11 protein-coding genes are annotated in these 14297 nt (G+C 44.4%); all 11 read right to left on the reverse strand.

What is annotated here, in order from left to right; genetic code table 11:
• Positions 1 to 1082: 1082 nt before the first annotated feature.
• Positions 1083 to 1667 (reverse strand): nicotinic acid mononucleotide adenylyltransferase, encoded by a 585-nt coding sequence (locus COT43_07910; GenBank protein PIS27929.1) that lies wholly within the window; start codon positions 1665 to 1667, stop codon positions 1083 to 1085.
• The gene (locus tag COT43_07915; GenBank protein ID PIS27930.1) at positions 1664 to 2467 is read right to left on the reverse strand and encodes a hypothetical protein; all 804 of its coding nucleotides are present in this window, start codon (positions 2465 to 2467) and stop codon (positions 1664 to 1666) included. Before COT43_07915 ends, COT43_07910 begins: the two co-directional genes overlap by 4 nt.
• A gap of 56 nt (positions 2468 to 2523) precedes the next feature.
• Positions 2524 to 3426 carry a hypothetical protein gene (locus tag COT43_07920; protein PIS27931.1) on the reverse strand — a complete coding sequence of 301 codons (903 nt, stop codon included), beginning with the start codon at positions 3424 to 3426 and terminating at the stop codon, positions 2524 to 2526.
• A 10-nt stretch (positions 3427 to 3436) separates the two neighbouring features.
• Positions 3437 to 6499 carry a hypothetical protein gene (locus COT43_07925; protein PIS27932.1) on the reverse strand — a complete coding sequence of 1021 codons (3063 nt, stop codon included), beginning with the start codon at positions 6497 to 6499 and terminating at the stop codon, positions 3437 to 3439.
• Complete coding sequence (locus COT43_07930) at positions 6499 to 9630, reverse strand: hypothetical protein (protein ID PIS27933.1); 3132 nt, start codon at positions 9628 to 9630, stop codon at positions 6499 to 6501. The genes COT43_07925 and COT43_07930 overlap by 1 nt, the downstream gene beginning before the upstream one ends.
• A 49-nt stretch (positions 9631 to 9679) precedes the next feature.
• Complete coding sequence (locus COT43_07935; protein ID PIS27934.1) at positions 9680 to 10942, reverse strand: hypothetical protein; 1263 nt, start codon at positions 10940 to 10942, stop codon at positions 9680 to 9682.
• Positions 10943 to 11130: 188 nt separating this feature from the next.
• Positions 11131 to 11295, reverse strand: a complete 165-nt coding sequence (locus COT43_07940) for a tetraacyldisaccharide 4'-kinase (protein PIS27935.1) — start codon at positions 11293 to 11295, stop codon at positions 11131 to 11133.
• Between the two features lie 65 nt (positions 11296 to 11360).
• On the reverse strand, positions 11361 to 11834 hold the full coding sequence (gene nrdR / locus COT43_07945) for a transcriptional regulator NrdR (protein PIS27936.1): 474 nt from the start codon (positions 11832 to 11834) through the stop codon (positions 11361 to 11363).
• Positions 11831 to 13147 carry a serine hydroxymethyltransferase gene (locus COT43_07950; GenBank protein PIS27937.1) on the reverse strand — a complete coding sequence of 439 codons (1317 nt, stop codon included), beginning with the start codon at positions 13145 to 13147 and terminating at the stop codon, positions 11831 to 11833. The genes nrdR and COT43_07950 overlap by 4 nt, the downstream gene beginning before the upstream one ends.
• A 4-nt stretch (positions 13148 to 13151) precedes the next feature.
• The gene (rpiB, locus tag COT43_07955; protein ID PIS27938.1) at positions 13152 to 13589 is read right to left on the reverse strand and encodes a ribose 5-phosphate isomerase B; all 438 of its coding nucleotides are present in this window, start codon (positions 13587 to 13589) and stop codon (positions 13152 to 13154) included.
• A partial coding sequence (locus tag COT43_07960) for a hypothetical protein (GenBank protein ID PIS27939.1) occupies positions 13589 to 14297 on the reverse strand: 709 nt, incomplete at its 5' end. The genes COT43_07960 and rpiB, both read right to left, overlap by 1 nt.

The raw sequence follows: 14297 nt of genomic DNA on the forward strand, positions 1-14297 counted from the left end.
ATTTATGCGCAATTGTTAATTTACTTTGAGGAAATTTTAAAGAATTATGTCTAACTTGTTTATGAGTTTACACACTTTGATTTACACAACCAGTTGTTGTTGCACTTAATACTTGAATCCAGGTCCTTTTGATCGGCTAATAAATGAGTTTTTCCACCTGTAAACCAAATTATTTCGCTTCAAGGGTAAATTATTCGCCTTAAAATCCAATTATTTTCACTAATACAGAAATTCTCTACCTTCAAACATAAATTATTCATAAAGAAATATAAATCCTGCCGCTTGTAGGATAATTTATTCCGCTTCAAATATTTTTCCGGCGCCTTAAAACTAAAATATTTTGCTTAAAAGGTTTTTTCTAACGCTTCAATGGTAAATTATTTCGCTTAATGGGGAAATCATTCCATAGAATGGAAGATTCGGACAGCCATAATTTTTTTCTAAAACCTTGTTAGAAATTATTTTTTCTGAGAAGGGAAGATTTTTCCATCCATTTAGTATTCAGTAAATAATAAGCCATTAAATATTGAGTTTTTTCGCCGTATAAATAATTTGGATTGCATTTTTTTCGTTGGATGAAACATGGGCATTCCCGCCTGTTACTCTTTTACCGGACATTTCTTAACATTCACCCGCAATGTCAAAGAACGGAAAAGCGATTCGATTGTCAAAATCCTTTCGGAGAGTCTCAAATTAACGTACGGCCTAATTTAACGACGGTTTCGTTAATTGCAATATCATTTTAAACACAAAGACACGGAGACTCAGAGGAAAGGTAAAGGTAAAGGTAAAGGTAAAGGTAAAGATAGAGGTAAAGAGAAAAGAAGATTATTTAACTACGAATTACACGGATTTACCCTATGGAATAGACCTCTTTGCTAAAATTCTTCGTGTTCTTGTGTCTTCGTGGTAAGGTGATTTCGTAATTGTAAATATTTTAAACATAAAGTCTCGAAGATTTCACCTCTGTAATCTGCGTAATCAGCGCAATCCGTTTAATCAGTGATTCTGACTGTTTTCCCTGCGGCTCAGAATGACAGACTATTTCTTTGCCTTTTCTTCGTGTCTTGGGGCATTCGTGGTTAAATATACAGATTCTTTTCCCGAATATAATCTTGAACGGCCGGAGGAATGAACTCGTCAACCGGTTGCCCGTTCCGGATGCGCTCACGGATATCACTGGAGGAAATGTCCGCCAGCGGTGTCTTTGCAAAATGAACACACGATAAAATTTCAGGCGAAACGGAATCAACATCGAATCCCGGTCTGCAGGCGACAATGACATTCGCCAGGCTGAGAATAGTTTCCGGTTCGCGCCAGGTATTAAATTCCGCCAAGCTGTCGCCTCCAATGAGTAAAAACGTCTCCGGTTTGGCAATTTTCCATTCAGATTGAATTTCCCTCAGCGTATCGACGGTAAACGAAACGCCCTGCCGTTTGATTTCTATGTCGGAAACATCAAAATGCGGAAATCCGGCAATCGCCAACTTCAGCATTGCCAATCGATGCTCGTGCGGTGTAAATGTTTTATGGGTTTTATGCGGCGGAATGAGTGCGGGTACAAATAAAATACGATCGAAGGAGAATTCCTTTTGCACCGCGTCGGCGATTCGAAGATGACCGTTATGCGGCGGATCGAATGTGCCTCCGAATACGCAAAGATTCATGAGTGTTTTTTCTTTTCCTCTTTGGCGATCTTCTTCAGTTCCTTCTCATAGAGCGTTTTGAGATATTGAGATTGCGTATATTCAGATTCGGTCTTGATCTTGGCGTTAATTTCCGGTAGCAATTTTTGGTACTCGTCAAATTGTCTCAATTTGATATAGCAACGCGCCTTCTCGATTTTCGCCTCGGTCACCCAATCGGAATCGTAATATTCTTTCAGCATTTTGTCAAAATAAAGAATCGCTGAATCCCAAGCCTGCATTTTCCGGTAGAGACGGCCGCTCTCGAACAGTTTCCGGGCGAGCCGGTTACGGATTTCCTGAATTTTCTGTTCGGCGTCTTTTCGATATTTTGAATTCGGAAAAGCATCGATGAAATCCTGGAAGTTCTGAAGCGCTTTCAACGAATTGTCCTGTTCGAGCTGATAGCGCGGAGCCAGTTTGAAATATGACAGAGCAATTTTGTAGTAACCCTCTTCCACTAACGGCGAATAGGAATAGCGTTCGACCAATTGCTGATATTCAGAGATAGCCAGTAGATATTCCTTTTTATTAAAATTGCACTCGCCGAGATAATATTGGGCGTCATCGGAAAGATCGCCACCGGGACTGTTGATAACAAACATGCTGAAGTTTTCGATAGCTTTGTCCCATTTTTTCTTTTCATAAGCGGCCTGTGCCCGTTCATAGTACGAACCAAAATCGGACGGAATCGTTTCTTTGCCGGATGAACAGCCGAACAAAAATCCCAGAATGGTCAGAACGAAAATCCGATTGAAATGCTTAACAAATTTATTTGTCATGTTTTTTCAGTTTCCATTTTATTAATTACCGCTAATAAATCCAGCCAGTTAACTATTTAAAAATTCACCATTAGTATCAGACCGCGAATGGGTTGTCGGTATGTAACGTCAGTCATGAATCCCATGTTCCATCTGACGTCATTTTTTCCTTCGGAATGATAATGTTTCGCGGCAATTTGCGCATGAAAGGCGCTGAACAGGTGATTAAACATGATCGCCGTCGCAAAGTTGGTTGCCATTCTTAACGCCTGATTCGAGTCATAACGCTGATTTAAATAATTCTCACGTTTAGCGCTATTTTTCAGATCGTCTTCTCGGGCTGTATCGATGAGTGAAATGTCATAATCTACCCAGCCATTCGCGAACTGATCGTACTTTCCGATATTTTCATAGTAATCACGGTTTTTGATCGCCGTCAACTCACCGGTTTGGGCATAGTAGATATAACCCGTAAGTTTGATCGAAAGACTGTCATCAACAATATATTCCCTGTTATTGTAATAAACCCAGATATTGTGCGAACCACCTAAATTGAAATATTCCTGCTCCAGTTCCGAACCGGATTGACATCCTAAAAACCAATCGTAGAGATTCCAGTTGGTGTCGGCGTACTTTTTATATTCCTTTTCGATGTCTTTTCCGGTGCTTTGCCGGTTGAAATACATCGTCCAGCAAAAAGCCTCGACGCCAAAAAACGCCGCCGCACGCCACTTGGCTCCGGCATAAAATTCACCCGCGCCCGGCACGATGGCAGATAGGAGAAATGCCAATCCGGGCGATTTTTCATAATTAAAGACAAACGTATCCTTCTCGGTCTGGGCAAATTTCAGATTAGATAAAAGTGCGGAGCTTCCGGAAGATGGCACCGCAGAAGGCCGCTGCCAGATTCCTTGTCCCATTGCCAGAGCGGGAATCATCATTCCCAATAAGATCACAGCAGTCAATGCTTTAATTTTCATATATCCTCCATCAAAGTCCAAAAAGGATGGTTAAATACGATCTCCATTCTTTCCCATAAGTGTGCGTTTTATACTGTCGATCGGTCAGTTGAAACTCGTCGAGTCCATAGACAAAATCCAGACTGATCGCCGTTGGATATGCGTAAAATGAGAATCCGCTGAGCCGCAATTCGACGCCAACATCTTTTTTAAAATCACCAACGATGCTCTTCACGACGCCAGACGGATTCTTCCGAAACAAATTCCAGTCCAAAGCCGGATAATCACTTACCTGACTCCAAGCATTTCCGGTTTCGACGAAAGTTCCGATGAACGCGTTTTGCAAATTGAACGATAACAGATGAATGTCCTTTTCGATAAAAAGCGGCACACGCCACGTATAATGTAAACTGAAGAGATTTCTTCCTTCAATACTATAAAAAGGATAGCCACGAAGTCCCGGCATCCCGCCTGCAAAAAAATTGAAGAACGAATCGAGTTGCGGCATGGAAATCCACCCAAACCGCCACTTCAAATTCCCGACGAGCGACGGCAATAACGGATAACGATGATGCCAAATGCCTTCCTGCTCCATTTTCCAGTAATAATTGTTCCGAAAAATCTCCCGTAATGTGCCGAAATCCTCATAAACACCAAAATCGATCATAAACTTGTCGTAGTTCCGGGATATTTGCGTCGCGATATCGACACCGTTGTTCGGATTCATGTCCTCATTGACGTTTGGCAAGACTTTTTTAATCTGCCAGTTCAACCGAAAATCAAGACCGTGATAATAATCATAAGTAAAACCGTAGGAATAATAGCCTTCCGACTCAATTTTTTCATCAGAGGATGTCCGATATTTCTGCACGTCCATGTCCAATTGAATATGATTGATTCCACCCATCGGTAAAGACATCCCAAAGATTGCTTCAGTAAGGTAAAACGTATAGTCCTGTTCTATCGTTCTAGGACCCCATTTGATCTGACTATTTAATACACTTTGACTCATGTTGTAAAATTCGAAGAAGAATGTCGGCTTCCACTGATGATATTCGAGCAAAAGAAAAAGGTCGCGGTCTTTGATACGGTTAACCGAAGCGCCGCCGAAAATATTGAACCGATTGAGAATTTCCGATGAAAAAAAGTAAAACCCCGGTTTAACTGTTCCGTAATCTATGGTCAGTCGCGGCAAGACAAATATCTTAGAAAACCGATCCGAATATTTAGTCGATTTTTCCAGTGATAACGACAAGACTGGCATGTTTCCGGGAATATGACTTGCATAATCCGAATAAACTGCCTTTCCCGGATCGATCGCCTCGGGTTGACGAATCATCACGATCTTGAATGCGGAATCGTCGAATAACGAGTACACAAGTTCACCATTCATGTTAACGACTGGCATAAACGCTCCGCCGGGCACATTGGTCAGTAGTTCCGTTTGTCCGGATGTCAGCGATCTCCGATAGATGTTGAAAATCCCCGTCTGGTCGGACGCAAAATAAATCCATTGTCCATCGGGGCTGAAACAGGGACTCCGTGTATCGTAAGGCTCACTTTCGAAAGAAACAAGCGAATCAGTTGCAATATCAATGATGGAAATATCCCGCCCGTGTGCTGTAGCAAAATCGAATGCCAGCAATTTACCGTCGGGCGACCACATCGCGGAGAAAATCTCTTCGCCATCGGTAAAATTTGTCAGCGCGCGCGTTTCACCGGTTTGAAGTTCCAGCAAAATTAGATTTGATGTTCCATCTCTGCCGGTAATATAAACCAACTGTTTACCATCGGGTGTAACTGCCGGATTGTAGGCGCGGACAGATTTCGTAATCTGTTTTTCTTTACGCTTTTCCAGATCGTAAGAATAAATGTCATAAAAAACCGATCCGTTGCGATTGGGTTTACTGCTTTTGGAATAATAGAAGACTTTCCCATCGGGCGACAATGCAATTTTCGATCTGACTTTCGGTTGAATGAGTCTGGATTTTTTCGTCCGAAGGTCGTAAGAATATAGCGACGTCTGCGAATAATAATCCATGCCTTTATTTGATAAATAGTAAAGAAGAGAATCGCCCGCGAATTCGGGATAAAATTGCGTCGTTCCGTCACTGATCAGAATTTCTCCGGAAATTTCATTTTGCTGGATGACGCTCAAACGATTAGAATATTTATCCTTGATATCTTTGACCCAGTCGCGATGAATCTGTTCGCCGGAAACGCCAGTCGCTTTTTTGATTGCCGAAGCAGATGAAAAATTAACAGGCGAGGACAGAAATTCCGCAATTTTCGGAAGCGTTTGTTCTCCGAATCGTTCGGTCAAATATCTCGAAAATGCGTAACCTTGATTATAGACCGATTCATTGCCGATGCCGCGTTTCCCAAAAGTTCCCATCCGGTCGAATGACAGAATTTTGTCGTGGATGGCGCGATCACGCAAAAGCATATCGCGGTGCGAATCCCATAAATCGTTCGTTGTCCCCGGAAACATAAATTGCGCCATGCCCTCAGCGAGCCACATGGGAATAACCATTCCGGGAATCGGATAAGAGGCGATGACGTTGGGATAACCATGAACGACGTCATCCCGCTTTTCCTTTTCGTAAGCAAGAACCTGAAAGTAAAACGCAGGAAGATTCCGCGTATATTTCATTGACTTCTGTAAAGAGACGATGTGAGTAAATTCGTGCGTAAGAACATCACGCAACCAGTCATGATTTCCCCGGAGCGGAAAATCCAGCGGCGTTGCCCAGATTTCAATTTTATTGTCATAATAATAAGCCGCGCCGTTAGAAATGTCGTCCACGTCTTTGATGATTAAATCCGTTTTGTCATCCGGTTCGTAATTGTAGAATTTTGTGACGGGTTCGTAAACGGTTTCGGCGATTTCGGCTGTGCGCTGGGCAGTCCAATCGGTTCCTTCATGATAGTGAACCCTGAAATGCGCCGTCTCGAATGACCGCCATTTCAGTTCAGGATGATTGTAAGCGGATTCGAATTGCGCAAAAGCGAGATTCGTCAAAGAAAAAACAGTCAGGAAACTAAAAATCCATGAATTGGGGAAATGAGGATGAAGACGCCAATCTTTCCGCACTATTTCACTACCAGAATTTTAATGATGACGCTGTCGGTCTTCGTACCCGATTTTGCTTCAACGACGGCAAGATAGACGCCGCTTCCGATATTCGAGACGTTCCACGAAATTTCACCCGGATCGCCAACAATCGGATTGTTATCCGAAAGCGTCGTAATGTAATCGCCGGCGAGATCGTAGATTTTAACCGTCAGATTCGCGTCGTGGTTCAGAAAATACCGGATCGCCGTCGTCGTTCCTTTGACCGGATTCGGCCAGTTGAATGTCTTTTTGCGATTCAGAAGCGATTCATCTGAAATCGTCGTTTGTGTGGATTTAACCGGATAGAAATAGTTGCGGCTTGAATTCCCGCCGCTTGTCGTCCATGCATTTTCAGAAAGCGGTTTCGGACTTAAGAGCATCCCTACAATGCGATCGTCATAATCGATAAATACTTCTAATAAACCATCGTCAGAACTCAGCAGAATTGTTGGCTCGCCTGCACCAACATCCGGAACGGCAATCGGAAATCCGGGAATGAGTTTGCCACGGTGATCGAAGGCGATAATTCCAACGCCTTCCATCCGAACAAGAATATCCAGTAACCCGTCGCCATCCACGTCCGATGTATATAAACGCGTACCGAAAACCGATTTATTTTGATAAAGATTTGGGACTTCGATCGGAAAATTGGCTTCCACGACCAAATCGTCAGTCAGAGCAACGATCTGTTCGCCATTCAACCCGATGATTTCGACGCGCTGATCACCATCGATGTCGGATAATGCCAGATAAGGATAAAATGTCGGAAACGTCCGAACCACGCGGGAATCGGTCGCGGCATCCAGAACTTCAATGATTCCATTCGAACAACTGATGACTAGATCCGGCTCATCATTGTTATTTAAATATCCGACAACAAACTCATAATAACCTTCCGCCGGAAAATCCGGAATCTCGAGCAATAACGCGGCGCTTAACGGCGAATCGGTAATCCGGTAAATCTCACCGGATCGCGTCAGCCCAAATGTATTTTCGGTATTACCAGCCAGGCCTAAGGTCGTGGTTTCTATAATAGTGACGCTATCTGCGTCAGTTTCAGGTGTTACTTTTATTAAAAAAGATCGATCCGAGGTCGAATCCACACAACTGATTAGTAGATTTTCTTCCCACGCGCACTGACTCTTGATAACATCAGATTCTGCAATGTGTCGATTAAATACTTGCTCAATTCCTCCGGATGCATTGATGCTCCAGCAAGTGATTTCGTTAGATTGGAGCGACGCAAATATGAGATTCGTGTTTCCGACTTCGGATAAAATTGGTTCCATTTGCCGAAGTCCGTTGAGCACAGGAAATGAACTGATCAGATTTCCGGAACTGTTCCAAAGATAAATGCTATCGAGGACTGTAACGAATTCCTGCCGTAAATCGGTTTTATCCATGTCCACAGCGACCAATGGAGACCTGCTGATTTGCCATGGATAATACCAATCGCCGGAAATATCGAAATATGTGTTTGTTCGATCGATGTGAAATGTCATCACGCTTTCGGCTTTCCCGATGTGATCAATTTTAATTCCCGTTCGGGCAAAGCCATTGGTCTTTGCTGACGGATTGGTGTCGTCTGTAAAACCGACGCTTTTGATCGCATCGGCAGGGTAATTCTGATTCAAATCCCAGAACCCTTCGTTTCCCGCAAACCATGGATCGAAATACCAGCCGATATCGACATTCGCACCGATCAACTGCGATGTGTAACCAAGATCTTGTGCGCCGTCGCCTTCTTCAAGATCGACGCCATGATGGTCGCGATCATTGTTGATCTGGTTATTATCTAGATTTTCATCAATGACCGATTGATCGATATGCCAGATAAGAAGTCCCGAGCCGGGCAGGCCGACATCATATTTCGGAACAGAGAGTAAAACGCCGCGCGGCGAGAAAACGGCATCAATCAAATCCCGGATGAGCGGAAGAAGCGACGGCCATTCATCCTCGCCGTTATCCGTGTAAATCTTGTATTGAATGCTGTCTAACGAGACGCCAGGACGAACATGCGCATTCCGGTTTTCGACGAGGAAATATTCATTGTCGTTCATCGGCACTTTCCAGAGCGTCGAGTCAGCGCCGGATTCGGCGAATGGAAGTTTCACGTCGTTTTCCGACTTCGCGATAATCGGTTGAGTCCAACCCATGAATTCGCGTTCCCACGCAGACGGAAACGACGGTACGAGTCCATTTAGATTCGCCGAGCCTTGATCCATCAATCCGAATTTTCCGACTCCGGTTTCGCCGGTTTCCGTATTGTAAAGTCCCGGCAGTCCGAGATAAAATCCCATCATAAAAGCGAATGTTCCATTTAATCCGATCTGGTAATCACACGGCGTCGAATAACCTCCGAAAACATCCTTCCAATTGGGAAAAAGAAGATGATTCTGAGTTTCGGGCAAAACGATGCCGCCGCTAATGGTGTGCGCCCCATTATCAACGAGCAATTGAGTCGTCCCCGGAGTTTCGGATTCGAGGTAAGCAGCGAGATCCGACTGATTCATGTAAGCGGACGGAATGTCATTCGGAGTCGGATCTAAGAACAGATCGAAGTCCTGTCCAACGCCCGCATGAAATAAAACGACAACGTCGTAATCGGAAAAATTGACATCCGCATCTGCCAGTCGAACGGCCTCGACGAAGAGTTGTGCCAGTCGCAGATCGATGCTGTCTTTCTCAAGGAACGGATTGTAATAATCCATCGTGTGAGAAACGAGGTAAGTTACCGTGTCAATCGTCGGATAAACATCTGAATTGACAAAGTCAATATTGACCTTTCCATTCGACGCGTGAAAATAATAATTCGATACCGCCTCGATGTGATCCTTGAAATAGGCGATTGTGTGCGGCGGTGGATCGACGACCATGTTGATACACGGCGGATTAGCGGCTGCAAGAAACTGTCCGTTACCGGTCGTCGCATCGTTATCATCCCGCTGGAAAGAAACTCTTAACGCGCAGATTCTCAGATCAGCCGGAGAAGAGGATTTTACTATTTTCAGGGAGCGTGTTTTTAAAATGGGTGATATTGCCGGATTCGACTGGGCAAACACAGGCAAGGTCAACAGAAGTAGCATTAAAAATAGACGTATTTGTTTCATCAGGTAACTTCTCGAAGGACTGGACGCTAAAACAATGAATTCGGCATGCTTAAAACTTCATATTCAGTGAAAAGAGCATGGTGTTTTGACGAGCATGTCCCGCATCTCCAGCCGTATATCCGAAATCGAATCCCATTCCGGCATATCGCAGTCCGGCGCCGAACGTCGGAACTGGATATTTATTTTTCATCAGGATTTTTCCTTCTTTGTCATACATACAACCGACGCGAATTGCGAAAAGATTCGAATACCAATATTCGATTCCGAAATTGTGAGTCAATTTTTCGAACTCTGCTCCGAAAGAACCATCTTTCAGATCACCATCCACATCCGCCTTTGTGCCCCACTTATTCTTTCCGCCCCCTATATCTTTACCGATTCCGTCATTTTCGGAATCGCCCACTAAAAGCCAGTCGTCTATCCATGAAGTGAAGATTCCCTTGTACCATTCATCAGTATATCCCACTTCGCGCTGCCCGTCTTTGTTGTACTCGCCAGAAGCTCCGGTATAATTGCCGTTTTCGTTGTAATAACCGACACGTTCATCTCCGTCTAAATCGCGTTCTGGATAAGCGGCGACAAGTAGTTTATTGATGTCATAGGCAATGGTAATTTTATTGAACTCGTTACCGAAAGTGTAACTCAATCCCATTTTAAGGTTTGTCGGCGATGGATCAGCCTGATTAACGTCGATGAAGGAAATCTTGGGACCGATGTTGACAATACTCGCGCCGAATGTCATGTTTTTCAGTAGAAACTGTTTCTTCAAATATCCGACATCAAAGCAGAAAGTAGTTGAATACCCCTTTCCTTTTTCAGCGCCTGCGCCCTGATCGGTCAGATGCTGATAGACCATTTTAATGCTGACACCGATTGATGAACGACGGGTGAGCGCCGTACCGTACGAACCAGTAATCGCCATCATGTAAGACGTAAAATCGCCGAGATAATTCCCACGTTCGTCCATTCTTTGTTGCTGTCCAAGGTTCATGACAATAACATGTCCGCCAAGCGTTCCGACGTTTGGAATAAATTGTCTGTATCCTAAAAAATCATAGTAAATATCCGACGCAAGATTCGGCAACCAGTTGGTATGGGTCAGCGCGACTTCCCGTCCGCGAAGAAACCCCAATCCCGCCGGGTTCCAGTAACTGGCGTATGCATCGTCCGCTATGGCGGCGCCCGCTTCGCCCATTCCCGCCGGTCTTGCCCCCGGGTTAATTAGCAACCAAATCGCTCCCGCTTCGCTCGCCGCGAATGCGAAAGCGTTTAGGCTAATCAAAATCCCGATGATGGCAAAGCACTTTTTCATTCATACCTCCCTTAGATACAAAAAACCGAATCACTTCGGCTAATATAAACAACGAAAAGGAAAAATTGGTGATAAAACTCAATCTTTTGAACTATTCAAACTTCAATTGGCTAACAAATTTGTCGGCGTTACCTCTTTGATTATCATTTCAAGTTTGCTATCTATCGGTCAATTCAGATTTCACCGTATTAAAAATGTTCCGCTTCATCCTCGAGCATGATCGGAATATCATCCCGAATTTCATATTTCAGCCGGCACTTTTGACAGATCAATTTTTGATTGGCCACGTCATATTCCAATTCGCCCAAACATTTCGGACAGACTAATATTTCCAACAATTCGGTCGAAAGCATCTTTCACCTCTCCGGGTACGATATGCGTTTTTGAGATTCAAACAACATTTCATACGGAATTAAAATCAATTTGTTCCTGTTTTTGTCTCATCAGTAGTGAGACTTTCGATGTGGTCCACAAATTCATCCAGATCTTTGAATTTTTTATAAACGGACGCAAAACGAATATAAGCGACTTCGTCTAGGGCTTTTAAATTGTTCATTACCAGTTCGCCGATCCGACTGGAAGAAATCTCGCCGCCTGCCAGTTCTTCGATTTCTTTTTCGATTTCAATAACAACGGCTTCGATCTTAGTCGTTGGAATTGATCGTTTATTGCAGGCGATCTTGATACTGTTCAGCAGTTTCGCTCGCGAATATTCTTCTCTTCTGCCGTCGTTTTTGATGACAGTTAGCGGATATTCCACTACGTATTCATAAGTCGTAAACCGATGCCCACAACTGAGACATTCCCGCCTACGGCGTATCGCATTGCTTTTTTGGGCTGTCCGGGAATCAACAACTTTTGACTCTTGGGAAGAACAGAATGGACACTTCATGCAATCACCTCTATCTTAATCTCTGGGTAAAGCGGGAAATTTGAGCAAAGTTGGCGGACTTCGGCGCGAACGGCTTGCCGCGTTTGAATGTTTTCAGGATCGGACAAGACGCGATTGATGAGCGTCGCAATGATTTTCATCTCGGGCTCTTTCATGCCGCGCGTCGTCATCGCCGCCGTTCCGATGCGAATTCCACTCGTTATGAACGGGCTTTGCGTATCAAATGGGATCATATTTTTATTGGTTGTGATACCGGATTCTTCCAGAACTTGTTCCGCCACTTTCCCCGTGACGCCCTTATTGGTTAGATCAATCAGCATTAAATGATTGTCTGTTCCACCGGAAGTCAACCGAAAGTCGCGACTCATCAGTTCTTCAGCCAGCGTCTCGGCGTTGAGAATTATCTGGTGCGCGTATTCACGAAACGATGGTTGAAGCGCTTCTCCGAAAGCAACGGCTTTCGCGGCGATGATATGCATCAGCGGTCCGCCTTGAATGCCGGGCATGACATTCGAATCAATGATTTCAGACATCATTTTCTTCCGACCGGACTTTCCCACGACAATTCCGAACGGATTTTCAAAATCTTTTCCCATCAGGATCAAGCCGCTCCGAGGACCGCGCAAGGTTTTATGCGTCGTGGAAGTCACAACGTGGCAAAACGGCAACGGGCTTGGGTGATAACCGGCGGCAATCAATCCGGCGGGATGCGCAATATCGGCAACAAGAAACGCGCCGACACTGTCAGCGATTTCCCGGAATTTCGGAAAATCGAGAATGCGCGGATATGCCGATCCACCGGCAATAATCATTTTCGGTTTATGTTCTTTTGCCAGCACAGAAAGCTGGTCGAAGTTAATTCTTCCCGTTTCTTTCCTTACACCGTATGAAACGATGTGGAATAATTTACCGGAAAAATTAACTGGACTGCCGTGTGTCAAATGACCGCCGTGTGCAAGGTCCATTCCCAGAACCGTGTCGCCCGTTTTCAGAAGTGAAAAGTAAACCGCCATATTCGCCTGCGAACCGGAGTGCGGTTGAACATTGGCATATTCGGCAGAAAAAAGTATTTTCGCGCGGTCACGGGCAAGGTTTTCAGCCTGATCGACCGCGTAGCAACCACCGTAGTACCTTTTTCCGGGATAACCTTCGGCGTATTTATTGGTCATAACGCATCCGGCGGCTTCTAAAACTGCCGAACTGACAAAATTCTCGGAAGCGATCAGTTCAAGCGTCCAGCGTTCTCTCTCAAGTTCACTTGAAATGGCGGACAATACTTCCGGGTCTTGTTGACGTAAAAACGGAAAATCCATTTGCCTAATTCTCCAGATTCATCATCTTTTCGATTCTCTTTTCGTGTCTGCCGCCTTCAAAATTCGTCTCTATCCATACTTGAAATATTTGCTTTGCTACTTCAGACTCCGTAAAACTCCCACCGAGACACAGCACGTTGGCGTTATTGTGCAGACGACTCAGTCGGGCAATTTCCGACGAGTAACATAACGCCGCACGAATCCCGTTAATTTTATTGGCGGAAATGCTCATCCCAACGCCGGTTTTGCAGATCAGAACGCCAAAGTCCGCAATTCGCTTAGCAACGTCTTGCGCGACTTTTTGCGCATAATCTGGATAATCCACAGGGTCGGTTCCGTCAGTTCCGCGGTTTATCGTCTCATATCCGAGGCTTTTAGCAAATTCAATAAGCGCAATTTTCAGAGCAACGCCACCATGATCGGCGCCAAATGAAATCTTCATCAGTTTTTCTTTACATCGACCTGAATAAAGTTGTAACAGGTAGATTTTGGACGATAATTTTTACGCTCCTGCCCTTTTTCGTCAAAGCGATTCATAAACCAATCTTCCTTGGTCGGAATCAAATATTCTTTCATATGATCGAGCAGGTTTTTTACACTAACATCGCCCATTTCCAGCGCTTTAAGGTAATCGTCGTATGCCAGTTTATAGACCAGTCGGTCTTCAAAATTGAGCTGTTTCGAGCTACAATTGAATTCGGCAACCGCGTAGTAATAATCGCCACGAATCTTGTAAGCAAGACTCGAGCCGCCGATTTCCACCGCCTTTTGAGCCCACGGATAAGCATTGACGAAGTCGCTCTGTGCCGTGTAGGCGCGGAGAATTTTTTGGATGATCGTTAGGTCTCTGGGGGCAATGTTTTTACCAATATAAATGTATGCCTTCACGGCAGCATCAATTTTATTCGTCGTCATATACAGATCGCCAAGATTTTCCCATGACTCCCGGTTTTTATCATCTAGTAGCGTGACTTTTTTGTAAACGTCGATCGCTTTTTCAAAGTCGCGTTTATCGGCTAGAACTTTAGCATACTGGAGTCCATAACGCAAATTATTTGGATTCTTCTCCCACTGTTCTTTCTGAACATCGGTAATGTCTTTGCCAAGTTTTTCATAGGCGGTCAACCGGTCATTTATAACCTGATCGTCG

The organism is Candidatus Marinimicrobia bacterium CG08_land_8_20_14_0_20_45_22 (genome assembly GCA_002774355.1).
In the GTDB taxonomy this organism is placed as follows: domain Bacteria; phylum Fidelibacterota; class UBA2242; order UBA2242; family UBA2242; genus 0-14-0-20-45-22.